The organism is Burkholderia sp. SRS-25, assembly GCF_004343765.1.
GTDB lineage: Bacteria > Pseudomonadota > Gammaproteobacteria > Burkholderiales > Burkholderiaceae > Burkholderia > Burkholderia contaminans.
This window is the reverse complement of the sequence record NZ_PTXM01000019.1, coordinates 42148-65019: the sequence shown is the minus strand read 5'-3', so window position 1 is coordinate 65019 and position 22872 is coordinate 42148. Positions and strand designations below refer to the sequence as shown.

At 67.0% G+C, this 22872-nt stretch carries 23 protein-coding genes and 2 pseudogenes; 11 read left to right on the top strand and 14 right to left on the bottom strand.

The features are described from left to right. Positions 1-172 precede the first annotated feature (172 nt). A complete protein-coding gene (locus C5O79_RS25825; protein WP_163009004.1) occupies positions 173-760 on the bottom strand; it encodes a methyltransferase domain-containing protein in 588 nt (195 codons plus the stop codon). 79 nt (positions 761-839) lie between these two features. Further along, a pseudogene (locus tag C5O79_RS25820) lies at positions 840-2108 on the bottom strand (GMC oxidoreductase); the annotation flags it as partial. A gap of 65 nt (positions 2109-2173) precedes the next feature. On the opposite strand from C5O79_RS25820, the pseudogene C5O79_RS38850 reads away from it, so the two are divergent. From C5O79_RS38850 to C5O79_RS25805, 4 genes and pseudogenes are all read left to right on the top strand, one after another. Next, positions 2174-2341: pseudogene (locus C5O79_RS38850) on the top strand (LysR family transcriptional regulator); the annotation flags it as partial. 74 nt (positions 2342-2415) lie between these two features. Beyond that, a complete protein-coding gene (locus C5O79_RS25815) occupies positions 2416-2829 on the top strand; it encodes a LysR substrate-binding domain-containing protein (RefSeq protein ID WP_250645740.1) in 414 nt (137 codons plus the stop codon). 238 nt (positions 2830-3067) lie between these two features. Beyond that, entirely contained in the window at positions 3068-3418 is a 351-nt protein-coding gene (locus C5O79_RS25810) for a hypothetical protein (RefSeq protein WP_046549099.1), read from the top strand. A gap of 141 nt (positions 3419-3559) precedes the next feature. Then, the gene (locus tag C5O79_RS25805; RefSeq protein ID WP_122474741.1) at positions 3560-4120 is read left to right on the top strand and encodes a hypothetical protein; all 561 of its coding nucleotides are present in this window, start codon (positions 3560-3562) and stop codon (positions 4118-4120) included. Here the strand turns inward: C5O79_RS25805 and C5O79_RS25800 are convergent, their stop codons facing one another. Next, positions 4121-4996, bottom strand: coding sequence for a LysR family transcriptional regulator (locus C5O79_RS25800; RefSeq protein WP_034181902.1), 876 nt, complete (start codon positions 4994-4996; stop codon positions 4121-4123). Positions 4997-5157: 161 nt separating this feature from the next. Here C5O79_RS25800 and C5O79_RS25795 point away from each other — a divergent pair, with 161 nt between their 5' ends. The 3 genes from C5O79_RS25795 to C5O79_RS25785 all read left to right on the top strand — a co-directional run bounded on the left by C5O79_RS25795 (position 5158) and on the right by C5O79_RS25785 (position 7346). Then, positions 5158-6477 (top strand): DUF3422 domain-containing protein, encoded by a 1320-nt coding sequence (locus tag C5O79_RS25795; RefSeq protein WP_122474742.1) that lies wholly within the window; start codon positions 5158-5160, stop codon positions 6475-6477. A gap of 34 nt (positions 6478-6511) precedes the next feature. Continuing rightward, complete coding sequence (locus tag C5O79_RS25790; protein WP_122477277.1) at positions 6512-6715, top strand: hypothetical protein; 204 nt, start codon at positions 6512-6514, stop codon at positions 6713-6715. 196 nt (positions 6716-6911) lie between these two features. Beyond that, positions 6912-7346, top strand: a complete 435-nt coding sequence (locus tag C5O79_RS25785) for a GNAT family N-acetyltransferase (protein WP_122474743.1) — start codon at positions 6912-6914, stop codon at positions 7344-7346. A 251-nt stretch (positions 7347-7597) separates the two neighbouring features. Here the strand turns inward: C5O79_RS25785 and C5O79_RS25780 are convergent, their stop codons facing one another. Further along, on the bottom strand, positions 7598-8881 hold the full coding sequence (locus tag C5O79_RS25780; protein ID WP_122474744.1) for a cystathionine gamma-synthase family protein: 1284 nt from the start codon (positions 8879-8881) through the stop codon (positions 7598-7600). A gap of 146 nt (positions 8882-9027) precedes the next feature. After that, positions 9028-9918, bottom strand: coding sequence for a LysR family transcriptional regulator (locus C5O79_RS25775; protein ID WP_046549103.1), 891 nt, complete (start codon positions 9916-9918; stop codon positions 9028-9030). A 135-nt stretch (positions 9919-10053) separates the two neighbouring features. On the opposite strand from C5O79_RS25775, the gene tam reads away from it, so the two are divergent. Beyond that, a complete protein-coding gene (gene tam / locus C5O79_RS25770; RefSeq protein WP_122474745.1) occupies positions 10054-10839 on the top strand; it encodes a trans-aconitate 2-methyltransferase in 786 nt (261 codons plus the stop codon). Positions 10840-10879: 40 nt separating this feature from the next. Here the strand turns inward: tam and C5O79_RS25765 are convergent, their stop codons facing one another. The 5 genes from C5O79_RS25765 to C5O79_RS25740 form a co-directional block, all read right to left on the bottom strand. Continuing rightward, on the bottom strand, positions 10880-11470 hold the full coding sequence (locus C5O79_RS25765; RefSeq protein ID WP_122474746.1) for a GNAT family N-acetyltransferase: 591 nt from the start codon (positions 11468-11470) through the stop codon (positions 10880-10882). Positions 11471-12024: 554 nt separating this feature from the next. Beyond that, on the bottom strand, positions 12025-14475 hold the full coding sequence (locus tag C5O79_RS25755) for a phospholipase C, phosphocholine-specific (RefSeq protein ID WP_122474747.1): 2451 nt from the start codon (positions 14473-14475) through the stop codon (positions 12025-12027). Positions 14476-14519: 44 nt separating this feature from the next. Further along, a complete protein-coding gene (locus C5O79_RS38650; RefSeq protein WP_223274263.1) occupies positions 14520-14657 on the bottom strand; it encodes a hypothetical protein in 138 nt (45 codons plus the stop codon). Positions 14658-14826: 169 nt separating this feature from the next. After that, positions 14827-15507 (bottom strand): HAD family hydrolase, encoded by a 681-nt coding sequence (locus C5O79_RS25745; protein WP_122477280.1) that lies wholly within the window; start codon positions 15505-15507, stop codon positions 14827-14829. 23 nt (positions 15508-15530) lie between these two features. Next, on the bottom strand, positions 15531-16472 hold the full coding sequence (locus tag C5O79_RS25740; RefSeq protein WP_226148318.1) for a choline ABC transporter substrate-binding protein: 942 nt from the start codon (positions 16470-16472) through the stop codon (positions 15531-15533). A 271-nt stretch (positions 16473-16743) separates the two neighbouring features. Here C5O79_RS25740 and C5O79_RS25735 point away from each other — a divergent pair, with 271 nt between their 5' ends. The 3 genes from C5O79_RS25735 to C5O79_RS25725 all read left to right on the top strand — a co-directional run bounded on the left by C5O79_RS25735 (position 16744) and on the right by C5O79_RS25725 (position 18850). After that, positions 16744-17424, top strand: coding sequence for an MgtC/SapB family protein (locus C5O79_RS25735; protein ID WP_046549110.1), 681 nt, complete (start codon positions 16744-16746; stop codon positions 17422-17424). 43 nt (positions 17425-17467) lie between these two features. Further along, a complete protein-coding gene (locus C5O79_RS25730) occupies positions 17468-18235 on the top strand; it encodes a DeoR/GlpR family DNA-binding transcription regulator (RefSeq protein ID WP_046549111.1) in 768 nt (255 codons plus the stop codon). A 291-nt stretch (positions 18236-18526) separates the two neighbouring features. Further along, positions 18527-18850: a LysR family transcriptional regulator gene (locus tag C5O79_RS25725; protein ID WP_034188511.1), complete on the top strand. Its 324-nt coding sequence runs from the start codon at positions 18527-18529 to the stop codon at positions 18848-18850. A 107-nt stretch (positions 18851-18957) separates the two neighbouring features. On the opposite strand, the gene C5O79_RS25720 is transcribed toward C5O79_RS25725, so the two are convergent. The 4 genes from C5O79_RS25720 to C5O79_RS25705 all read right to left on the bottom strand — a co-directional run bounded on the left by C5O79_RS25720 (position 18958) and on the right by C5O79_RS25705 (position 22743). Further along, a complete protein-coding gene (locus C5O79_RS25720) occupies positions 18958-20304 on the bottom strand; it encodes a DUF2325 domain-containing protein (RefSeq protein ID WP_124495150.1) in 1347 nt (448 codons plus the stop codon). A 350-nt stretch (positions 20305-20654) separates the two neighbouring features. Further along, a complete protein-coding gene (gene motB, locus C5O79_RS25715) occupies positions 20655-21602 on the bottom strand; it encodes a flagellar motor protein MotB (protein ID WP_047851926.1) in 948 nt (315 codons plus the stop codon). Between the two features lie 10 nt (positions 21603-21612). Beyond that, positions 21613-22482 (bottom strand): flagellar motor stator protein MotA, encoded by an 870-nt coding sequence (gene motA, locus C5O79_RS25710; protein ID WP_039353960.1) that lies wholly within the window; start codon positions 22480-22482, stop codon positions 21613-21615. A gap of 39 nt (positions 22483-22521) precedes the next feature. Further along, positions 22522-22743, bottom strand: a complete 222-nt coding sequence (locus C5O79_RS25705) for a hypothetical protein (RefSeq protein WP_131931846.1) — start codon at positions 22741-22743, stop codon at positions 22522-22524. Between the last annotated feature and the right edge of the window lie 129 nt (positions 22744-22872).

Here is a 22872-nt window from a genome sequence, read left to right as displayed (position 1 = left end):
GAACGCACACATCATGTTGTTCGACCGGCAACAATCGACGACGGGCGGGAAGCGTCGGGCAACGCGGGAGGCGGATGGTTCGACCCGCATTCCGCCCGCGGCTCCCCGGCAAGCGCCGAAGCCCCATTTTTGGCGGTGTGCGGCGAACGTCGCTGGTTTCGACCCGCGGCCGCTACTTCGTGCCGAGCACGCAAGCGAGCGGATGCGACCGTACGCCGTTGCGATGGATGGCAACCGACGCGAAGCCGGCGTCGGTCATGAGGCGAGCCAGCGTGTCGGGCCGGTACGCATCGTACGGCGCGCGCTCGATGTCGCGTACGGTGATCGCGACGATGCCGCCGCGTCTGACTACGCGACGCAGTTCGCCCAGGCCGTGTGCCGGGTCGCGCCAGAAGTAGATGCAGTTGATCGAGAATGCGTTGTCGAACGCGTCGCTCGCGAACGGAAGCGCGTCGATGGAGCCGAGCGAGAGCCGTACGCGGCCTTGCTCGATGAAAACGCGATTCAACTGCTTGGCGGCGGCCAGCATGGTCGCGGAATGATCGACGCCCGCGATGCGGCAGGATGGTGCGGCTTCAGCGGCGAGCCTGATCGCATCGCCGGGGCCGAACCCGACTTCGAGTGCTCGCTCGCCGTCGCCGATCGCGAGCAGCGACAGCGTCCAAACGTTGTCCGGCCGGTTGTAGCGGCGCATGATGCGGCCGACGATCCACCCGGCGAGGCCGCGCGGCAGGCCGGGTTGCCCGAGATGAGCGGTCATGGCGTTCTCCTTCCGGTTTGCCTGCGAGCAAACGGCGTGCCGCATTCGCGGCGCCCGGGAAAACACGGCGGCCACCGTTTCAGTGTGCGACGGTTTCCCGTTCGCCGGCATGTGCGTCCGTCATGTCGCCGCGCAGCGCGTCCGCCAGAATCAAGTCCGCGCCTTTCTCCGCAACCATCATCGTCGGCGCGTTGATGTTGCCCGACGTGATGTTCGGGAACACCGACGCATCGACGATCCGCAGCGCCTGCAGCCCGTGCACGCGCAGCGACGCATCGACCACCGACGTCGCCGCGTCCGGCCCCATCGCGCACGAGCCGCACAGGTGGTAGATCGAACCCGACTGCTCGCGGAAATACTGCAGCATGGCTTCGTCGGAATCGACCTGCGGCCCCGGCGAGATCTCCTCGACGGTCATCGACTTCAGCGCCGGCGCACGCATCAGCGCACGGATCACCTTGCTGCCCTGCACGGCTTCGTCGAGATCCTTTTGCGTGGTCAGCGCGTTGATGTGGATCTTCGCGGCATCTTCCGCGCGGTTCGACGCGATCTCGATCGTGCCGCGGCTCGTCGGCCGGCACGGGTTGAACGCGATCAGGAAACCCGAATAAGGCTCGGGCTTGATGCTTGCGCGGTCGCTCTTCGGGATCCGGTACGACAGCGGATTGAAGTAGAGCTGGATGTTCGGCTCCGGCGTTGCGTCCGTGCCGCGGAAGAATCCGCCCGCCTGGTTCACGCTCATCGCGAGCGGGCCGCGCTTCGTCAGCAGGTAGCGCAAGCCGATCTTCATCTTGCCGATGAGCGTCCCCATCTCGTCGTTCAGCGTCGGCCGGTTCGCCTTGAAATAGAAGCTCACGCACAGGTGGTCCTGCAGGTTGCGGCCGACGGCCGGCAGCGCATGCACGAGCGGCACGCGCCGGCGCGCGAGCAGCGACGGATCGCCGACGCCCGACAGTTGCAGCAGCTTCGGCGTATCGACCGCGCCGGCCGCGAGGATCACCTCGCGCGTGGCGACGAGCGTTTCGTCGCCGTGCTCGCCCGCGACCACCACGCCGGTCGCTCGCGTGCCGTCGAAGGTCACGCGCCGCACGAGCACGCCCGAGCGCAGCGTGAGGTTCGAACGGCCCAGCGCGGGACGCAGGTACGCGAAGCTGCTCGAGCAGCGTTCGCCGTGCTTCGTGTTCAGGTCGTAGATGCCGGCGCCTTCGAACTGCGCGCCGTTGAAATCGTCGGTGCGCGGCAGGTTCAGTTGGCTGCAGCCCTTCAGGAACTCGTGGACGATCGGATGCACGTCGGCCTTCATCGACGTGATGTGGATCGGTCCGGTCGAGCCGTGATGCTGAGGATCGGTCGCGCCTGCCGCTGTCGCGCGACGGCGAGAATTTCCTGATCCATGCGCGCCGGATCATCCAGGTGCAGAACGACGCGATCCTCGCGTTGAAGCAGGCGAGCAGCGACCGCGGCGTCGTGCGCTTCGGGCTGCCCGAGGACTATGCGGAGCTGTGGCTGCCCGACCTGCTGAAGTCGTTCTATGCGATGCGTCCGGGCGCGCGCCTGCACGTGCATTGCCGGATGTCGCTCGAACTGCTCGAACGGCTGCAGGCCGGCGAGCTCGATGTGGCACTCGTCGTGCGGCACGGTGCCGGCGCGGGCGGGTGCTCGGCCGGCACGACGTCGTGTGGGCCGCGCACCGCGATTTCGCGCTCGACCGCCATGCGTCGGTGCCGCTCGCGCTGTTCCCGGAAACGTGCTGCTACCGGCAGCGCGGGCTGCAGGCGCTCGCGACGGCCGACCGGTCGTTTCATGTCGTCTACACGAGCCAGAGCCCGACCGGCATCAAGATCGCGGTGAACCACGGCGCGGCCGTGACGATGATCGATCGCTGCACGCTGCCCGAGAACTGGCGCGTGCTCGACGAGTCGGACGGTTTTCCGTCGCTGCCGGCGGCCGACCTCGAACTGCATCGCTCGCCGGGCATCCGCGATCCGCTGACCGACGATCTGGTGTCGCTGATCGAATCGATGGTCGACGAGCGGCGGCGCGCATCGCTCGAGGCGTTCGCCGCGTAACGGGAACAACGCACGGGCGAGCGCGGCTCAGGTGAGGGTGACGCGAGCTGCGGCGCGCGGTCACCGTGCGCGGATGACGGCGCACCGCCGGCAGCCGGCCGCCAGTCACCGGCCGGTGATGTGATGTGTCCCCCCATGGCGTTTTTTGCATCGGCGGCACGTTTTTTTGCACGACGTTTATGTCGTCTCTTCTAAGCTGGAGGCGTGTCGAACAGCCGAGACGACTTCCGTCCGCTCCATGACCTTCATTCGTCCCGTTCCCGCCTTCCATGTCGCCGGCCGCCCGGTGCGCGCCGGCGCACGCAACAACGTCATTCCCTTCCCGCCGCCGCGCCCGCGCCTGCAGCTGCCCGTCACGCTGACGGCCGACTCCGGCGAGCACGCGCACGCCAGGCTCGCCGCGCTGCTGCATTCCCCGCTCGGCGTGTACGTCGTCAGCGCGCGCGCCGTGCGCGACGTGGTTCACGTGCATTTCGACATCGCGCCGGAGGACCTGGATTTCACGCTGCACATGCTGATCGCGCAGCAGGCCGACGCGGTGATCGGGCCGGTTGCGCGCCGCTTGCGCATCGGGCCGAAGGCGCGGTGAAGCGGGGAACGGTTGTTGCTCGCTCCTGGAGGGCTTGTCCGATCCGCCGCCCGCTTGCCGGTCGCCGTGCTGTCCGTCGCCCGACGGCGGACAGGCGCGCGGCACCGCATGCGCGGCGCCGATCCTGAATATGGAGGGGTCATGGACCTCATGGAAGCAGTACCTGTCGCGCGGCCGGAAAGCCGCCGCGCGCGGACGGTGTCGCTGCCGTCGGGCCAGCAGCTCGCGCGTCAGCTCATGACGACGGTGCGCGTGGCCGAAGTGCTGCTGCATCAGGCGATCGTCGTGCCCGCCCGGCATCAGTGGTCGGTCGACACCGAACGGGTCGACGCGGCCGGCGGGCCGCTCGCGGCGTGGGAAACCTGCGTGACCTGGCGAATTGGCAAGGTGTTCGCGTCGACGGTCACCCCGGCCGCGCGTGTCAACGATCGCGATCAGGTCGCGGTCGAGATCCGGCTCTATTTGCCCGAACAGGACTATGTGGCGGGGCGGCACGTGAGCACCTTCGGCCTCCGCCACGGCAATGCCTTCTGCGCGACGCTTTCGGTCGCGTCGGGTGCGCAGTGGGGCTGGCAACGCAAGGAGCACGTCGCGCCGGAACACCGGCACGTGCGCGGCGACACGCTCGAGGCGCTCGTCGATACGGTGGCCGCGAACGTCAACGCGGCGCTCGCCGTGGCCGGGTTCGGCCCGAAGCGCTGATCACGCGTCGCCGGTCTGCCCGGTCTGCCGCTGCAGGTCTTCCATCAGCTGTTCCGCGAGAAAGTCGCACGGCGGCCGCTTCGATTTGGTGCTGCGCGCGAGGATCAGTTCGAGCGGCGGCAGGTCGGGCAGCCCGTGCGAGCGGCCGAGCATCGACAGCTGCGCGGGAATCGCGCAGCGCGCGAGCGGCGCGACGGCCAGGCCGGCTTCGACCATGCTGAGCAGCCCGAGCAGGCTCGGGCTTTCATAGGAGGTGCGGTACGGCACCTTGGCGCGCTCCAGGCTGCGGATCGCGTTCTCGCGCGCGACGCTGCCCGGCATGAACACCGCGATCGGCAGCGGCCGCTCTTCCCACACGCGCGGCCCGTTCGTCATCGCGGCCCACGCCATCGGCTCGTGGCGGATGAAGTCGCCGGTGAGCCCCTTGATGCGCGTGCCGCAGACGAGATCGACGGTGCCGTCCTTGATCAGCGGCGCGAGCGCACTGCTCGGCAGCCCCATCACCTGGATCTCGACCTTCGGGTAGGTTGCCGAGAATTTCTTCAGGACCGACGGCAGCAGCGACGACGCATAGTCGTCCGGCACGCCGATCACGACCTTGCCGGTCACCTCCGGCCGCACCACGGCCGCCCATGCCTCGTCGCGCAGCGCCAGCATTCGTCTGGCGAATCCCAGCAGCACTTCGCCTTCGCGCGTCAGCACGATGCTGCGCGGCTTGCGCACGAACAGCGGCCGGCCGATCGCGTCTTCCAGGCTCTTGATCTGCATGCTCACGGCCGACTGCGAGCGGTTCACGGCCTCGGCGGCGCGGGTCATGTTGCCGGTTTCCGCGACGGCGACGACGGTGGCCAGCACGTCGTGATCGAGCATCTTCATGGGTATCAGTAAAACTGAACGTAACGATCAGCATTATGCGTTTTTATTGTTGCTGTGTGTCTGCCATAGTGCGATCACGCTGACGTTTCACCCGAGGGTGGCGCGGCGTTCGGGCCGGCCGAGCCGGCGTGCAGCACTGAACAGGAAAGCGTGGTGTCTCGATGATGGACCATCCGTTGCGCGCCGCACTGGCCGCGGAATTGCATGCGCGGCCGTTCCTGCGGCTCGCCGAAGCCGTATCGCTCACGCATTACGCGATCTACGCGGACGGCCAGCCCGACATCCACGAAACGCTGCTGCACGCGCTGTGCCGCGATACCGGCATCGACGCGCCGCACGAAGGCGCGACGCACTACGCGGTGCAGTCGCCGAGCGGCTGGCACCTGAAGTGGGAGCGCCACACCGAATTCTCGACCTTTACGTTCGTCGCGCCGCGGCGCGACACCGGCTATTTCGACGATCTCGCGATCGAAGGCATTCCTGCCGCGTGGTTCGCGCGGCTGGCCGGCATCCGCTTCGTCGCGGTGCGCATGGAGCTGCTGTCGGGCGACGCGGCGCGGCTCGTGTGCGGCGACCTGCGCCGCTGGATCGACGGGCCCGCGCTCGTCGGCAGCAACGTGCTCGGCGGCGGCAAGGTGTTCTGCGACTGGCACGTGCGCGACGACGGCTTCATGCGCTTTCTGGTGGTCGACGAGGATTTCCGCGAGGAGCAGGGCGGCCGGCTGCTGCAGCGCCTGTATGAAATCGAAACGTACCGGATGATGGCGCTGCTCGCGCTGCCCGTCGCGCGCCGGATGAGCCGCGAGCTCGACGAGATCCATGCGGCGCTGCACGCATTGATGCAGCGGATGGACGCGAGCGGCGCGGACGGCGACGACACGGCGCTGCTCGTCAAGCTCACGCATCTCGCGGTGCGGGTCGAATCGCTGTCGGGATCGGGCGCGCGTTTCAGCGCGTCGCGAGCTTACGAAAAGCTCGTGCTGGCCCGCATCCATGAGCTGCGCGAGGAGCGCATCGAAGGCATGCCGACGATCGCCGAATTCATGGAGCGCCGTTTCGCGCCGGCGATGGAAACCTGCCGCAGCGTATGGGCGCGCCACGAGCAGATCGCCGCGCGGATCGCGCGGGCGGTCGACCTGCTGCGCACGCGCGTGAACCTCGCCCAGGAAAAGGACGTGACGCGCCTGCTGGCGGGCATGGAGCGTACCGCACGCAATCAGCTTCACTTGCAGCACGCGGTCGAGGGATTGTCGGTGGCGGCCATTTCGTACTACGTGCTGTCGCTCGCGACGGCCGCGTTCAAGGCGCTGCACGTGATGAACCTGCCGGTCGATCCCGAACTGGCGGAAGGCCTGCTGATCGCGCCGGTCGTGTTCGCGGTGATTCACATCACGCGGCGCACGCGCGCGCAGCTGGCGCGATCGGAGGCCGCGCACGACGGCACGCCGGTGCCTGCGGCGGCGTTGAAGCAGGTCGGTTAGAACATCGAAAACACAATCAATGAAAGGAATGGAGATGACTTTTTCGCACAAGCAAGCGGCGTTCTTCAGCGGTTTCGATGCCGCGTTCGATGAGCCGGCACTGGATGAGCCGAGTGCGTCGGACGAGCCGCGCATCACTTCGTATCAGGCCGTGCTGCAGGAGCCGATGACGTCGCTCGTCGGGAATACGATCGATCGGCCGGACGTCGCGGCGGTGGCGATTCTCGGGTACAACTGACGCGACTCGTCGCGGCGCTTCGGCGTTGCGCGGGCATTCACTGGCCGGCCTTCCCCACGCGTGACGGCGGCGTGACGCGCGATCAAGGCGGCGGTTGTGTCGGCAACGCATGCCGAGCGACGGCGCGCTATAGTCTGATGATCGACGGCCGGGTGTCGGATGCCCGGCGGCCTTTCTTCTCGACCGCACCTGCGCCATGCCGACCCAGCCCGACATTTCCATCCAGCTCACCGACACCGAGCAGCCCGCCGCTCGTGACTTCATCGGCCGCAAGCTCGGCGAATTCAATCATGCGAGGACGGGGCGTGCCGACGCGGCCGCGCTCGACGTGTACGTCACCAATCCCGCGACCGGCGAGATCCTCGGCGGCCTGACCGGCCGCACCTCGCTCGGCCTCTTTTTCATCGATCTGTTCTACCTGCCGGAATCGCTGCGCGGCGGCGGCTTCGGCAGCCGGCTGCTGCGCGAGGCCGAAGCCGAGGCGAAACGGCGCGGATGCGCGCGTGCCGTGCTCTACACGATCTCGTTCCAGGCGCCGGATTTCTACCGGAAGCAGGGCTACGAAGCGTTCGGCGAAGTGCCGTGCGAGCCGGAAGGGACGTCGCGCGTGTTCATGGTGAAGGTGCTCTGAACCGGTTCGGCCGGCTCGCATCGCGCGGCCGGTTTTTCGTGGCGGGCGCCTGCACGATCGTAACGGCGCGAACGGCGTGTCTTGCCGGCCGGTGCTCCGGCATCGATGCCGCGACGTGATCAAGTTCAAGGTGCGATTCTTCTTGCCGGCACGATGGCGCGGCGCGAACGCCGGTGTCCCGGCTGCCGATTGCCGGCCGCGCGGGCTGGGCCGCCCCCGTGCGAACCGCCACGGGGCGCATGCCGCCCGCGTCAGCAATGCTCCAGCGCGTACGACAGGTCGGCGATCAGGTCGTCCGGATGCTCGAGCCCGACCGACACGCGAATCAACCCTTCCGATACCCCCGCCGCCGCACGCGCATCGGCCGGCACGCCCGAATGCGTGGTCGACGCCGGATGGCAGATCAGCGACTCCGTGCCGCCGAGACTGACCGCCGACTTGAAGAGCGTCAGGTGATTGATGAACCTGAACGCCTGCTCGCGGCCGCCGTCGAGGATGAACGCGAACGTCGAGCCCGGCCCGGTGCACTGGCGCTGATAGACGGCCTGGTAAGCCGGATCGTCGATGAGCTCGGGATGCAGCACGCGCACCGGCCGATGCGGATTGTCGGCGAGCCAGCGAGCGACGGTAATGCCGCTGCGCGCGGCCTGCTGCATGCGCAGCACGAGCGTTTCCATCGAACGCGTGATCATCCACGACGAATGCGGGTCGAGCTGCGAGCCGAGCGTGCTGCGGACCGAGCGGATCTTCGTGATCAGCGCGCGAGCGCCCGTGACGCCGCCGGCGACGAGGTCGCTATGCCCGCCGATGTATTTCGTCAGCGAGTACACGCTCAGGTCGATGCCCTGCCGCGACGGCTTCTGGTAAAGCGGCCCGAGCAGCGTGTTGTCGCAGACCGACAGCGGGCGATAGCCGTGGCGTGCCTCGAACGCGTCGATCTCGCTGCGCAGCCCTTCGAGGTCGAACAGCGCGTTGGTCGGGTTGGCCGGCGTCTCGATGTAGCACATCCGCACGTTGCCCTTTTGCGCGGCCGCTTCGAGCGCGGCGCGGATCGCATGGGTGGACAGCCCGTCGGCGATCACTTCGGAGCGAATGCCCCACTCGGGCAGGAACTTCGAGATCAGCGTTTCGGTGCCACCGTAAAGCGGCACCGACTGGACGACGCAGTCGCCCGGCCGCAGGAAGGTCAGCAGGATCGCGGCGATGGCCGACATGCCGCTCGACGTCACGACGGCCGCTTCGGAATCGTCGAGCAGCGCGAGGCGATCCTCGACGATCTCCAGGTTCGGGTGATTGAACCGGCTGTAGACGAGGCCCGCGCCTTCGCCTTCGGGTGAAGGCTTGCGTCCGGCCACGACGTCGAAGAATTCGGCGCCGTCCTCGGCCGTGCGGAACGCGAACGTCGATGTGAGGAACACCGGCGGCTTCACCGATCCTTCCGACAGGAACGGATCGTAGCCGTACGACATCATCTGGGTTTCGGGATGGAGTTCCCGGTCTGCAATCTTGCGCTTGTGGTAGTTGCGATAGGCCATGCGGTGCTCCGTGCAGGGGTGGTGAGGAACGGCCGTTGCAGTGGTGGCATGACGCGCGCGGCGCCGGGTAGGCACCGGCCGTCGCGACCGCGTGTGGCGATACTACCCCGAAGGCGCTGCCTCGTGACGCACCCCTGACACTATCGTCAGGGTGTCGCCTGTTCGACGATCATGTCGTACAACGCACGGGCGGCAGGCGACAGTTGCGCGCTCTTGCGCGTGACGAGCACGAGCGTGCGCGACACCGCCGGCTCGACGAGCTCGATCGTGCGGATCATCGGGTACGCGTTCTTCTGGATCGCGAGCTTCGGCACCACGGCCGCGCCGAGCCCTTCCGCGACGAGCCCGAGCGCCGTCGAGCTGCGCTGGACCTCGTAGAACGAATGCAGCGACACGCCGCTCGTCTTCAGTGCGCCGTCGAGCAGCCCGCGGTTGCCGCTCACTTCGCCGGCGAAGATCAGCGGATGCGGCTGCAGTGCGGCCCAGCGAATGCGCCGCCGCTTCGCGAGCGGATGATCGTCGCGGCACACCAGCACGTACGGATCGCTCGTCAGCGGCACGTTGACCAGTTCGGGATGCTGATCGCCGGCGATGCCGATGCCGAACTCGGCTTCGCGATGCAGCACGGCCTGCAGTACGGACGCCGACGCGTGATCGAGGATCTTCACGCGATCGTGCGGCCGGTGCGCGGAGAACGCGCGCAGGATGCGGGGCAGGTATTGCACGCCGACCGTCGGCACGCATGCAATCGTGACGTCGCCACGCTGGCTCAGGCCGGTTTCGCGAATTTCGGTGAGCGCATCGGACAGCTCGTTCAGCAGCCGGCGCGCTTGCGGCAGGAAACGCCGGCCGATTTCGGTGAGTGTGGTGCGGCGCGTGGTGCGCTCGACGAGCGCGACACCGAGGAAGGTTTCGAGCTTGCGCAGCCGCTGCGTGATGGCTGTCTGTGTGATGTGCAGCGTGTCGGCTGCCTGCCGGAAGCTGCCGCCGTCGGCGATTGCGACGAAGGCCTGGACACCGAGCGTATCGATCTTCATCAGAAATTTGAATCAATCACGATATTAAATTCATTTTACTGAACTCCGTGACGATCGCAGAATGCGTTGCATCGACGGCCCCCGGCATCCCGTCCGCGAAGAAGATGGCCGTCCACGCCGACCAGGAGAAACGACATGACGACCCCACTCGATCGATACGCTGCCCAGTACGTGCAATTCGAGGACGAACGCACGCGGCCGATCCGCGATTTGCTGGCCGCTGTGCCGGACACGCCGATCCATACCGCGATCGACATCGGCTGCGGGCCCGGCAATTCGACCGAGGCGCTGATCGCGCGTGCGCCGCACGCAACGGTCCACGGGATCGATGCGTCGGCGGACATGATCGACGCCGCGCGCAAGCGCCTGCCGGACCTGCGATTCGATGTCGTCGATATTTCGACATGGGCCGATCCCGGCGGCTACGACCTGATTCTCGCGAATGCGGTACTGCAATGGGTGCCCGCGCACGACACGCTGTTTCCGTCGCTTGTCGGCCGGCTCGCGCCGGGCGGCCATCTTGCCGTGCAGATGCCCGACAACCTCGACGAACCCGCGCACCGGCTGATGCGCGAAGTCGCCGCGGCGGGGCCGTGGGCGGACAAGCTGAAGGGTGCGGCACGTACCGAGCGGTTCGATGCACGCTACTACCACGCGCTGCTGTCGCCGTTGTGCTCGCGGGTGGATGTGTGGCGCACGACTTACTACCACCCGCTGCGCGGCGGTGCCGACGCGGTCGTCGAGTGGTTCAAGGGCAGCGCGCTACGGCCGTTCCTCGCAGCGCTCGACGATGGCGAGCGCGCGGCGTTTCTCGTGCGGTATCGCGATGCGGTCGCCGGCCCGGGCGGCTATCCGGCGCTCGCTGACGGTACCGTGCTGCTGCCGTTCCCGCGCCTGTTCATCGTCGCGACGCGGGCGTGAAGCGGCAATGATTCGGCCATGACGCACGGGTGGCCGTGCGTCAGCGCGCCGGCCGCACCGATTCCGGGTCGACCGTGCGGATGCGTGCGGTCTGCCCGTCGCGCAGGTCCTTGTACCAGAACAGCGCCACTTCGCCGTCGTTCTCGTCGTCCGCGTACAGCAGACGATCATGTCCGCCCAGCACGAAGCCCGAGCGGGCATACGTGCTGCACGCGGCGATGTTGTTCGACTGCGTTTCCAGCCGCATGAAGCCGAACCCGTGGCTGCGCGCCCACGATTCGGCGGTCGCCATCAGCAACTGCCCGATGCCTTGCCGCCGACACTGGCGGTCGACGGCCAGCTCCGCGATCTCCGCCATCCCGTTCCAGCTCTGGCCGATGGCCACGAACCCGGCGAGCCGGCCGCCGGCCGTCGCACGAAAGAGCGCCGTCTTGCCGGTCGCCTCGTCCGCCCAGCCGGCCGGATCGAAGCCGTAGTTCTTGCGGCGTGCGGGCAGCGCACGTAGATCGAGCAAGTCCTGATACGGTGCGTTCAATTCCCAGGCGATGTCGAACGAGAAGTCGCATCGGTCCAGTTCGTCGGCGGGCAGCCCGCTCGTCTGTTCGATGCTGATGTGCTCGGCTCGGTCCATGTGTCGGTGTCCTGTCTTCTGCGGGATGCGTGGTGGTGTCCGTGATGCGATCGTCGGCCCGATGATATGCGCCGCATCGAGTGTGTTCCTGCTTCGATTTCTTGCACCTGCACAATTCGCCGCGCGCGAGACAGGCACAGACAGGCTGCGTCGCGCTCAGGCGATGAACCGGACAGTCGCGCAAACGTGTGCGGGGTTCGCGCGCCGGCTGAGGTGCTCGTTCAATCGCCTGATTATGCTGGATTTCGGCATTGGCGCCGTGCTCGCATGCGGCGCCGCATACACGAACATCCGGTTCCCGAACGATGTGCAGCTCGCATTCGGCATGAGTATCGCGAACATCGGCACGCAAGGGGGGCGCGACCTCGAGAGGGGCGGCGTCGGCGCGCGCGATGCGATGCGATCGCGGCGGCTCTCGTGTGGGCGAACCGGATGCGCGCGAAGTTCGTGCCGCTGTCGAGCGAAACGTCGAAAGCATTCGGGCGCAACGGGGGACGTCGCGCCCGAGTGCGCGTCGGCCCCGTGCGGGCGGCCGACGCGGTCCGGCTATGCCGTCAGATCGTGATCGTGACGGGGCCCGCGAGCGGCGTGTAGCCGTCGTCGAACAGGTACCACGCATCGTACTGCCCCGACGCCAGCGTGCTGTTGGCCGTGGACGAGAACAGCAACGAGCCCGTGCTCTTCGGCAGGTACGCCCACGACTTGTAGCTGCCCTTGGTGGGCTGCGCACCATGCGCAAAGATGCCTACCCAGTTCTTCGGGCTGTGGCTCCACGGCGGCGCGACGTAGTCGAACCGCAACGTGCCGAACGTCGAACCCTGCGATGCGAGCGACGCGACGAACTTCTTGCTGGTATTGCCGATCGCCGAATCCGTGAGCAGCGTGCCGGATTGCGTCTGCACGCAACCGGCCACCCGACGCAGGAAGTTCGGATCGTTCGCGTCGCGGATGCTGGCGTCATACCAGCCGCCGTCGCCGTACCACGTGACCGCTTGCGTCGCGCCGGCGGCGACGGTGAACGACTGCCTCGTGTTCATCCCGTAGGCGTTGTCGGTGAGCTGGAACGTGGTTGCGCTGGACCCCGCCGAGTTGTCGAGCGTGATCTGCACGTTGCCGTTCGCCACGTCGTAGCACAGGCTGATTTCGGCGGTCGATCCCGTGTTGCCGGACGAACCGATGCTGCCGCGGAACGTCTGCAGGAAACCGTTCGGCCCGTAGACCGAATAGTCGTAGCCGCCGCCGCTGTTCAGCGCGAGCGAATCCGACAGGTTCGCGCACGGGCCCGAGCCGGCCGCGATCGTGTAGTGGCGGGGGATCGTGCTCGTGCCGTCGACCCATGCCTGCAGGTGCACGCCCGCGGTGCCGGTGTTGGTCATCGTCAGCGCGAGCGCGCGGCCGGCGCGGTTGACCTTGCCTTGCACGAAGAACTCGTAGGGCAGCCGGCAGGCGGTGCTGCGGCCGGCCGCCTGCGCCGGCACCGCGGTGGTGGTCGGGTAGGGGATCAGGACGGCCGGGCCGTTCGGGTTCATGTTGCTCGCGGGCGGCTGGATCGCGGGAACCGCCTGGTCGGCGTTCGAGAAATCGAAGGCCGACGTCAGGTCGCCGCACACCGTGCGCCGCCACGGCGTGATGTTGGTTTCCTGCAGCCCGAAGCGTGCCTCCAGAAAGCGGATCACCGAGGTGTGATCGAACACCTGCGAATTGACCTTGCCGCCCTTCGACCACGGCGAGATCACGAACATCGGCACGCGCGGGCCGAGCCCGATCGGCACGTCGCCGCTGGCCGAGCCGTCCGATGCGGCGCCGTTGCCGGAGACGAATTCGGCGGCCGTCGAGACCGTCGACTGCCCGGTGCCGGCAGCGGAGCTGGCCGGGACGGCCGGCGGCACGTGATCGAACAGCCCGTCGTTCTCGTCGTACATGACGAGCAGCACCGTGCTGGCCCATACCGCCGGATTCGACGTCAGCGCATTGAGGACGTTGCTCACGTACCATTCGCCGCCGCTCGCGGCCCACGACGGATGCTCGCAGTACGCGTAGGGTGCGGCGATCCACGATACCTGCGGCAGCGTGCCGTTGGCGACGTCGGCCCGCAACTGGCTGAAGAGGTTCGTGTCGTATTCCTTGCCGCCGCCTGACGGGTCGATCTGCGTGCCGTTGAGCGCCGGCGCGAGCGGATCGCTTGCGCCGAGGTTCTGGTACTGCCTGAAGTTCAGGATGACGTTGTCGCCGTAATTGCCGTTCCACCAGAGATCGCTTTTGGAGCCGTTGTATTCGCCGTAGCCGTGGCCGGCATCCAGGCCGTTGCCCTTGTCCTGGTAGAACTTCCACGTGACGCCGGCCGTGTTCAGGCGCTCCGGCATCGTGGTCCAGCCGGTGCCCGTCATCGTGTTGTTCGTGTACGGCGAATAGCCGGTGACGTTGCCGCAGCACCCGGTCCACAGATACAGGCGGTTCGGGTCCGTCGGGCCGAGCATCGAGCAGTGGTACGCGTCGCACACCGTGAACGCGCTCGCCAGCGCGTAGTAGAACGGAATGTCGTTCTGCGTGAAGTAGTACATCGTGCCGCTGGTCTTCGCGGCGGTCCAGTTGTCATAGCGGCCGTTGTTCCAGGCGCTGTGCGTGGTGCCCCAGTCGTGAGGGAGGTCGCCGTAGTAGGTGTCGCCGTTCGCCGTGCCGGAGGGCGGGGACGGGTTGAACGGGAACACGTAGGACAGCATCCAGGGCTGCCGCCACACCGGATACCCGCTCGAAATCACGGCCGGCCGCGGATCGCCGAAGCCGCGCGCACCGCCCAGCATGCCGAGGTAGTGGTCGAACGAGCGGTTTTCCTGCATCAGGATCACGACGTGCTTCACGTCCTGGATCGTGCCGGTCACGGTGGCTGCCGGAATGGCCTGCGCGCGCGCGATGCTTTCCGGCAGCATGCCCGTGATCGCGGTGGCGCCGGCGAGCTTCAGCGCGTCGGCGATGAATTGACGTCGTGTCGTGGGTTTGTTTTGCATGATCGCTCTCTGTCGTGGATGGCTGGCGCGGGGGCCGGCGTCGGTCAGTGGCACGCGCTCGCGCAGTGCAGGACGGGCGTGGACGCCGAGCCTGGTGCGGCCGCGCGCGCGGCCGCCATGCTGGCTGCGGTGCCGGAGTCACCGTCGCCGCAGGCGGCCAGCGTGCACAGGAGTGCGATCATGAAAACGCCGCGCCAGTGCGGGAAGCGGCTTTCCGACCGAGACGAGTTGACGATATGCTTTCGATCCGATTCGAGTCGGATTCCTGAATGATCGAGACTGTTGCTGCGTGCTCCGTATTTCATTACCCCTCCAGACATGAAAAATGGACAGCAGAGAATATCGCCCGAATCAGAACAACTTCATGACAGGCCAGCCGCGCGTGCCTGCCACGTGCAACAGCTTCGCGTCGGGATTGGTGGCGACCGGATGCGTGACGTAATCCAGCAGCGGCACGTCGTTGATCGAATCGCTGTAGAAGTAGGTGCGCTCGAAATCGGACGGCGCATAGCCGAGTGATGCCAGCCACTCGGTGGTGCGCACGATCTTTCCTTCGCGGAAGCTCGGCACGCCCGTGCTGCGCCCGGTGAACGCGCCGCCGGGCGTACCGTCGTCGGTATCGAGCTCGATGCCGAGCAGGTGCTCTATGCCGAATTCCGCCGCGATCGGCCGCGTGACGAAGACGTTGGTCGCCGTCACGATGCAGCAGAGATCGCCGTTCTCGCGATGGCGGTCGACCAGCTCGCGCGCCTGCGGCGTGATCGCCGGGCGGATCACTTCGTCCATGAACCGTGCATGCCAGCGTTCGAGCACCTTGCGCGGATAGCGGGTGAGCGGCGCGAGCGTCACGGCGAGATACGCGTCCATGTCGAGCGTGCCGGCCGCATAGTGACCGTAGTGCTCGTCGATCAGCGCGACGTGCGCGTCGTCTTCCCGCCAGCCGACCCGCGTGATGAAGCGGCTCCAGGCCTGGTCGCTGTCGAGCGGCAGCAGCGTGTGGTCGAGGTCGAACAGCGCGAGGTTCTTGTGCATGGGTGGTTCCTTGTGTTGCGTGTTCATGCGCCGATGAGCTTCTCGATCGCGTCCTTCGCGTTCCTGCCGTCGATGGTGGTGACGCCGTCGAGCCACTTCGACAGTACGCCGGGGTTCTTCTTCGCCCATTCCTTCGCCACCGCGACCGGATCCGCGTGATTCATGATCGGCACCATCAGCTGGTTCTCCTCGTCGGTCGTGAACTTCAGGTTGGTCAGCAGCCGGCCGACGTTCGGGCAGCGTTCGAGATAGCCGGGCGTGACGAGCGTATAGACCTTCGCCGAGCCGTAGTTCGGGCCGAATACGCTGTCGCCGCCGTCGAGATAGGCGATCTTGAAGTTGATGTTCATCGGATGCGGCTCCCATGCGAGGAAGACGATCATCCGGTGCTCCTGCACCGCGCGCGTCACTTGCACGAGCATCCCCGCCTCGCTCGATTCGACCAGCTTGAAGCCGCCGAGCCCGAACTCGTTCTTGTCGATCATCCGCTGGACCAGCGCGTTGCCGTTGTTGCCGGCGCCGATCCCGTAGATCTTGCCGTCGAGCTGGTCGCGGAACTTCGCGATGTCGGCAAAACTCTTGAGGCCCTTGTCCGACGCGTATTGCGGCACGGCCAGCGTGTAGCGCGCGCCGACCAGGTTCGGCTGCGGCAGCTGGTGGACGGCGCCGGCATCGACGAACGGCTTCACCGTCGGCGTCATGCTCGGATCCCAGTAGCCGAGGAATGCGTCGATCTGCGCCTTCTTCACGCCGGCCAGCACGATCGGCGGCGACGCGATCGTCTTGGTCGCCTCGTAGCCGAGCCCGTCGAGCAGCATCATCGCGACACCCGTGGTGGCCGCGATGTCGCTCCAGCCGACATCGCCGAGCGTCACCTTCTTGCAGACGTCGCCTTCCGACGCGTGAGCGGGGGCCGTGGCCAGCGCGGCCAGCAGCGTGGCTGCCAGCATCCATGCCTTCTTCATCATGTGGGTCTCCTAAGCAAGTGTTCCGGATCGTGCTGCCTGAATGGTATGACGATTGGTCGTGCTGATCGGATGAAACAAACGAACCTGGGTCTGGCTTTGTAGTTTTGCGTACCGTATATTAGAAAGCACAAAATCGCAAGATCGCACAAAAATACAACTTGCCGGTTGCCGGATCGGGTGACGGGCAGGCGAGGGCAGGAAGAGTCGGGCGACGGCCCAGGCGGGCCGTGCTTCATCGGGTGAACAAGGCAAAGCAAGGAGACCTCGCATGATCAGTCAGCTGGAAATCGTGTCCCGCCTGTTGCTGGCGGCATTGCTCGGCAGCATCGTCGGCATCGAGCGCGAGCGCCTGTCGTGGGCGGCCGGATTGCGCACGCACATGCTGGTGGCGGTGGGCGCCGCGCTCGTGATGGTCGTGTCGGCGTTCGGTTTCGCGGATATCCAGGACGCGAAGAACGTGTCGCTGGACCCGTCGCGCGTCGCCGCGCAGGTGGTGTCGGGCATCGGCTTCCTCGGCGCCGGGTCGATCATGCTGCGCGGCGAGATCATCCGCGGCCTGACGACCGCGGCGAGCCTGTGGGTCGTGGCGGCGGTCGGGCTCGCCGTGGGCGGCGGCATGTACGTGGCCGCGATTGCCGCGACGGCGATCGTGCTCGCGATCCTGGCCGGCCTGAAGCCGATCGAGAAGCGCTTCTTCGCTGCGCGGCAGCGCTGGGGCGTGCGCATCCTCGCGAGCCGCGGCACCGTGAAGCTGACGTCGTTGCAGGCGATGCCCGGCATCGACCAGGCGCGCATCGTCCAGTTCATCATCGAACAGGACGACACCGCGCCGGACGACGACCGCATCCACGTGGTGTTTTCGAAGATGACGAGCAGCGAATTCCAGGCGGTCCGTCAGTCCCTGCAGACCCTCGTCGGCATAAAAAAGATGGAGGAAAGCGCAGCGTAGTCCGCCGTTCGAATAACATTGGCGTTCATTCCAAGGACATTCCATGTGGCAAGAAGAGCGATACCAGAGGATCCGGCTTCTGTTATCGAAGATGCAGCGCGTTTCCACCGACCGGATCATGGCCGACCTGAACGTGTCGCGGGAAACCGTGCGGCGCGATCTCGTCGATCTCGAGGCGCTCGGTGAATTGAAGCGCGTACACGGCGGTGCGGTGCAGGTGGGCGACGAAGCGCCGATCGCCGAGCGCGCGCAGACGCACGTGAAGGCGAAGCTGGCGATTGCCCGCGCAGCGGCCAGGCTGGTCACGGGCTCGCAGACGCTGTTCATCGACGCGGGCACGACCACGACGCTGCTGGCCGAGGAACTGGCGAAGCTGTCGGGCCTCACGATCGTCACGAACTCGATCGACGTCGCGCTGAAGATGCGGTCGAGCGACCCGGGGCAGGCGAGGAACGAGACGATCCTGCTCGGCGGGATGATCGGCAGCCGCGCGGCCGCGACCGTCGGTGACGGCACGGTTGCCGAGATCTTCCGCTATCGCGCCGACCTCGCGCTGCTGTCGCCGGTGGGCGTCGATGCCGTCCGCGGCGCGACCAACTACGACCGGATGGAAACCGAAGTGGCGCGCGCGATGGTCAGCAACGCGGCGGACGTCGCGATCCTGGCCGATTTCAGCAAGCTCGGCACGAACAGCCGGATCGGCTTCTGCGAGCCGGCGCGGATCGGCGCGCTGGTGACGGATGCGAAGGCGGAATCGGTCGACAGCTACAAGAGCCTCAAGAAAGTCATCAAGCGCATCGTGCTGGCGTAGCGTGACGCGCTGCAGGGCACGATCGGCCGCCGTTATGCCGCTCATGCGGCGCACATTCTGTCGGCGCGCTTTTTAGCGGCGCAATATATCCGCCGATACAACGCAGGCTTGCCCACCGGCGCACCGCTGCTGTTCTCGGGCGCCGATCTCCTGCCCGCGCCGCGCCACGTGAAGCGGCTGGCCGGCGTCGTCGCGCGTTGCACCGGCCATCGTGTATGCTTGCCCGCATCGTTCAAAGGGCGGGACAACATGAAGAAACCGGCACACCCCAAGCCTGAGGTGCGGTTCAGGATGCGTATCCAGCAAGCCGACACGATCGCGCTCGGGCCGGGCAAGGTCGCGCTGCTCGAAGCCGTGCGCGAGCACGGTTCGATTTCGGCGGCGGCGCGCAGCCTGAAGATGTCGTACCGGCGCGCGTGGTTGCTGATGGACGAACTGAACCGCTCGCTGAAATCGCCGGCGACGGTGTCCGAACATGGCGGGCAGAGCGGCGGCGGCAGCGTGCTCACACCGGTCGGCGAGGAGATCATCCGGCTGTATCGCGGGATCGAGGCGCGTGCTTACGCGGCCTGCGCCGACGACATCGCCGCGCTCACGAAAATGGTGCGGCGTTGAGGGCGGTCTGAACGTGTGTTCCCGAGCGGCTTCTTCAGGCTGACGACGGGTTTTCACCGACGCGCCGAAGGGCAGCGCGCAACGCCTGCTGCGATACGAACCAGGCCTTAGCCGTGCCGCAGGCAAAAGCGCGACGCGTCGCCCGTGGCGGCATCCGGCGGCATCACATCGCGCGCCTGCGCATCGAGCCGCCCGATCAGCTCGACGAAACTCGCGACGCTCGCCGTCCGCAGCGGGTAGTACGCGATGTGGTGGCGTTCGCAGATGCGCTTGAGCAGGTTCATCGAATCGTGGTCGATACAGTCGACCGGGAACACGACCATCCGTGCGCCCGGTAGCGCAGCGGCCAGCAGGCCCTTGCGATCCTCGATGCCGCCGTCATGCAGCGTCACCTCGCCGCCCGCCGTTTCGACGATCCGCTTGATCGCGCGATTCGAGCCCGGGCGCCCACCGACATACACCAGACGCGTACCCTGAAGGATCGACGGCGGATCGGCCGCGCGTTCGGCCGGATCGTCCGCGGACGCCTGCACCGCCTGTTCGATCGCGCTCGCTTCGGCGCGCAGCGTCTTCACCATCGCCATCAGTTCGTCGAGGCGCGCGCGCATCGCGCGGGCGCTCGCCTGTTCCGCGGCGATCCGCTGTTCGGCCGCCTCGCGGCGGCTCGTGTGCAGCGCGAGCCGTTCGTCGCGCGCGGCCAGTGCTTGGCGCAGTTCGTGGACTTCGTCACGCAGCACGCTTTCTGCCGCCACCGGCTGCGCGTTCCGGCGCGCGGCGAGGGCATCGAGTTCCTGACGCGCCGCGTCGCGCTGCACGCTCATTTCGTGCAGGCGCACCTGCTGCCGTTCGATCGTCGCGTGCAGCGCCGCATTCTCCTCCTCCAGCGCGACCAGCCGCCGGATATCGGCGCGATTGGCCGCGCCCACCAGGTGCGACAGCATGTGCAGGTCGCCGAACGCGGCCTGGCGCACGCCCATCGTCGTGCGCGGATGCGTCATCAGCGCCCAGTACGCGGGCGGAATGTCGCCGCTCTTCAGCGCTTCCTTCCAGCGCGCGAGGAGTTCGTCCGCATCCGTCGCGCTGTCGAACGCGCGGATCGCGCCGGCGTAGCGCTCGTCGAGCGCCTTATGCAAGGCCTTGGCGCCGGCCGTGCCGTCGATGGCGAGTTCGACGGCCGCGTGATGGATCTCCAGGTCGGTCGCGTGCTGGCGATCGAGGTTGGTGAATTTCGGCACGAGCTTGCGCAGTTCGTGCGTGGTCAGGCAGGTGCCGATGATCGAGCAGTGCAGGTTCGCATCGAGTTCGGACAGGCGCGCGCGTCGCTTCAGTTCGGTCAATTGCGCGCTCGACGGCGCGCAGCATGCGTCGATCCGCGTGCCGGCTGCCGCGGGCAGGTTACCGCCGGGCGACGAGAGATCCGCCGTGCGGGACAGGCGAAAGGGCGGAGCGTGCATGTTGACCTCTGTCCGGCAGGGTCGGGCCGGGGACGGATGCGCGAAAGATTGGCGAAATATACCACGGAATATAACGCACGAAATTCCCGGGGAAATCACGGAGCCAGGCCGCGCGGCGCGGTCAGCAGAGCGCGGTTGAGTCGTCGGTGAGCGGCAGTGCGGCGGGGGGCGAGTCTGAGGTTGGGGCTGTATGCGAAACGGGGAGCGATGCCGGCGCGTGATGCGCCATCACATATCGACGCACTGCCCGACGCACAGCACGTCGACGCGCTCCTGCGGCATGCTGCCGGGCACGACGAGGCGCGCGAGGGTCGCGCGCATCCGGCCCGAAGTCGTGAATGCCAATGCGCCTAGTGCCCTCGCGTAACCGCCGCCGGCAGCACCGCGGCCCGCGCGCCCGCCGTCTCGTTCACGGTCGCTCGGCCACCGTCGTGAAAGAACGCCTGCTCGGCGGCATTGTTCATCACGAGGATGCTGATGCGGCGATTGGTCGGCTCGTCCGCCACGTTCTTGTCGAGCGGCAGGACATCTGCAAGCCCGCGCACCTGGAGCAGCTTCTCCTCCCGCAGCCCGCCCGCGACCAGCGCGCGCCGCGCGGCGTTCGCGCGATCGCTGGACAGCTCCCAGTTCGAATAGCCGGTAGAGCCGCCGGAATACGGCGTCGAGTCGGTATGCCCCGCGATCGACACGCGGTTTTCGACATCGTCGAGCGCCGACCCGATCTGGGAGAGGATGGCGGTGGCATAGCTTTCGGGTTGCGCACTACCCGACGCGAACATCGGGCGCTTGAGCGAATCGACGATCTCGATGCGCAGGCCCTCGTTGGTGATCGCGATCCGGATCTGGTCCTGGTACGCGCGCAACGACGGGCTGTGTGCGATCGCCGCGGTCAGCTTCGCCTTCAGGCGTTCGAGCTTTTGCGTATCGACGATGCCGGCGAGTGCCGCGGGCGCGCTGGCCGGCACCGGTTGCGCCTGGGTGTCGATCGCCGGCGCCGGGTTCGTCATGTCGCGGCCGCCACCCTGCACGACGCTCGGGCGCGGCGCCTGCCCGTCTTTGCCGCCGGAGAGGAGGGTCGACAGCGGCGTGTTGAAGTAGTCCTCGATCCCCTGCTTGTCGTACTTGGACACCGAGCCGAGCAGCCACATCAGCAGGAAGAACGCCATCATCGCCGTGACGAAATCGGCGTACGCGATTTTCCAGGCGCCGCCGTGGTGGGCGTCGTGGTCGTCGCCTTTCTTGCGGCGCACGACGACGAGCGGTGCCTGTTTCGGCGGCTTGGAGCGACTGTCAGCCATGGCGCCTCCGTTACGCGGCCTTGGGCGACTTCGTCGCGCGCACGGCCTCGTCGAGCTCCTTGAAGCTCGGGCGATCGGCGGTGAACAGCACCTTGCGGCCGAATTCCACCGCCACCGCCGGTGCGTAGCCGCTCATCGACGCGAGCAGCACGGCCTTCACGCAGTGGAACGGCTTGGCCGCCGCGCGGCCCTTCGCATTGAGCAGATCCGCGAGCGGACCGACGAAGCCATACGCGAGCAGGATGCCGAGGAAGGTGCCGACGAGCGCGCCGGCGATCATCTTGCCGAGCACGGCGGGCGGCGCGCCGACCGAGCCCATCGTATGCACGACCCCCATCACCGCGGCGACGATGCCGAACGCGGGCAGGCCATCCGCCATCTTCTGGATCGCATTGGCCGCGACCGATGCCTCCGCGTGGTGCGTATGCAGTTCCTCGTCCATCAGGTCCTGCATCTCCAGCACGTTCACGTTGCCGCTCGACATCATCCGCAGATAGTCGACGATGAAATCGAGCAGGTGGTGGTCTTCCAGCACGTGCGAATACTTCTGGAACAGCGGGCTTTGCTCGGGCGCATCGACGTCGGCCTCGAGCGCCATCATGCCGTCCTTGCGCGCCTTCTGCAGCAGCTCGTACAGCAGCGCGATCAGTTCGACGTATTGCTGCTTCGTGTAGCCGCCGCCTTTGAAACAGGTGGGCAGGCTCTTGAGCGTCTTCTTCAGCGTCGTGACCGGATTGCTGACGACGAACGCACCGAGCGCCGCGCCGAAGATGCATAGGAGCTCGAATGGTTGAAGCAGGGCCGGCACATGGCCGCCCACGCCGACAAAACTGCCGATCACCGACCCGATGACGACGATCCACCCGATGGCTACAAACATGATTACCTCGTCCGCGACTTGTGCCGCTGCATCCGTTGTTCAAAAGCGAGCGGGGGCCTGGCAACCTCGCTCCATGCCCGCGATGGCGCCGATGCGCTGCAAGACGACGTCGATCGGCGGGTGTTGATGCAATAACGGCGATCGTCCGGACAACTGAACCCGTGATTCCACGCATCGCGCGCGAAGCCCGCGTTGCACACGTTTGCGCATGCCGATCTGCGCGATTTTCTTGATCGAAATCAAAAAATGCACGGCCGTCACGCGAGTTGCCGGCCGGACGAGACTCGGGAAAAGGTAATGAATACCGGAAGGTTGCCCGGCTGCCTGGGGCCTTTTTTCGGAAATCGGTAAAAACGGCACCGTGCAACGAGACACGGTGTCGCCAACGGC

Excerpts from the sequence above, each read along its gene's own strand:
- C5O79_RS25740 (WP_226148318.1), bottom strand. The coding sequence starts at position 16,472 with ATGAAGAAGGCATGGATGCTGGCAGCCACGCTGCTGGCCGCGCTGGCC.
- motB (WP_047851926.1), bottom strand. The coding sequence starts at position 21,602 with ATGGCTGACAGTCGCTCCAAGCCGCCGAAACAGGCACCGCTCGTCGTC.
- C5O79_RS25810 (WP_046549099.1), top strand. The coding sequence starts at position 3,068 with ATGACCTTCATTCGTCCCGTTCCCGCCTTCCATGTCGCCGGCCGCCCG.
- C5O79_RS25805 (WP_122474741.1), top strand. The coding sequence starts at position 3,560 with ATGGACCTCATGGAAGCAGTACCTGTCGCGCGGCCGGAAAGCCGCCGC.
- C5O79_RS25825 (WP_163009004.1), bottom strand. The coding sequence starts at position 760 with ATGACCGCTCATCTCGGGCAACCCGGCCTGCCGCGCGGCCTCGCCGGG.
- C5O79_RS25780 (WP_122474744.1), bottom strand. The coding sequence starts at position 8,881 with ATGGCCTATCGCAACTACCACAAGCGCAAGATTGCAGACCGGGAACTC.
- C5O79_RS25795 (WP_122474742.1), top strand. The coding sequence starts at position 5,158 with ATGATGGACCATCCGTTGCGCGCCGCACTGGCCGCGGAATTGCATGCG.
- motA (WP_039353960.1), bottom strand. The coding sequence starts at position 22,482 with ATGTTTGTAGCCATCGGGTGGATCGTCGTCATCGGGTCGGTGATCGGC.
- C5O79_RS25730 (WP_046549111.1), top strand. The coding sequence starts at position 17,468 with ATGTGGCAAGAAGAGCGATACCAGAGGATCCGGCTTCTGTTATCGAAG.
- C5O79_RS25785 (WP_122474743.1), top strand. The coding sequence starts at position 6,912 with ATGCCGACCCAGCCCGACATTTCCATCCAGCTCACCGACACCGAGCAG.
- C5O79_RS25745 (WP_122477280.1), bottom strand. The coding sequence starts at position 15,507 with ATGCACAAGAACCTCGCGCTGTTCGACCTCGACCACACGCTGCTGCCG.
- tam (WP_122474745.1), top strand. The coding sequence starts at position 10,054 with ATGACGACCCCACTCGATCGATACGCTGCCCAGTACGTGCAATTCGAG.
- C5O79_RS25790 (WP_122477277.1), top strand. The coding sequence starts at position 6,512 with ATGACTTTTTCGCACAAGCAAGCGGCGTTCTTCAGCGGTTTCGATGCC.
- C5O79_RS25775 (WP_046549103.1), bottom strand. The coding sequence starts at position 9,918 with ATGAAGATCGATACGCTCGGTGTCCAGGCCTTCGTCGCAATCGCCGAC.
- C5O79_RS25800 (WP_034181902.1), bottom strand. The coding sequence starts at position 4,996 with ATGAAGATGCTCGATCACGACGTGCTGGCCACCGTCGTCGCCGTCGCG.
- C5O79_RS25755 (WP_122474747.1), bottom strand. The coding sequence starts at position 14,475 with ATGCAAAACAAACCCACGACACGACGTCAATTCATCGCCGACGCGCTG.
- C5O79_RS38650 (WP_223274263.1), bottom strand. The coding sequence starts at position 14,657 with ATGATCGCACTCCTGTGCACGCTGGCCGCCTGCGGCGACGGTGACTCC.
- C5O79_RS25725 (WP_034188511.1), top strand. The coding sequence starts at position 18,527 with ATGCGTATCCAGCAAGCCGACACGATCGCGCTCGGGCCGGGCAAGGTC.
- C5O79_RS25765 (WP_122474746.1), bottom strand. The coding sequence starts at position 11,470 with ATGGACCGAGCCGAGCACATCAGCATCGAACAGACGAGCGGGCTGCCC.
- C5O79_RS25735 (WP_046549110.1), top strand. The coding sequence starts at position 16,744 with ATGATCAGTCAGCTGGAAATCGTGTCCCGCCTGTTGCTGGCGGCATTG.
- C5O79_RS25720 (WP_124495150.1), bottom strand. The coding sequence starts at position 20,304 with ATGCACGCTCCGCCCTTTCGCCTGTCCCGCACGGCGGATCTCTCGTCG.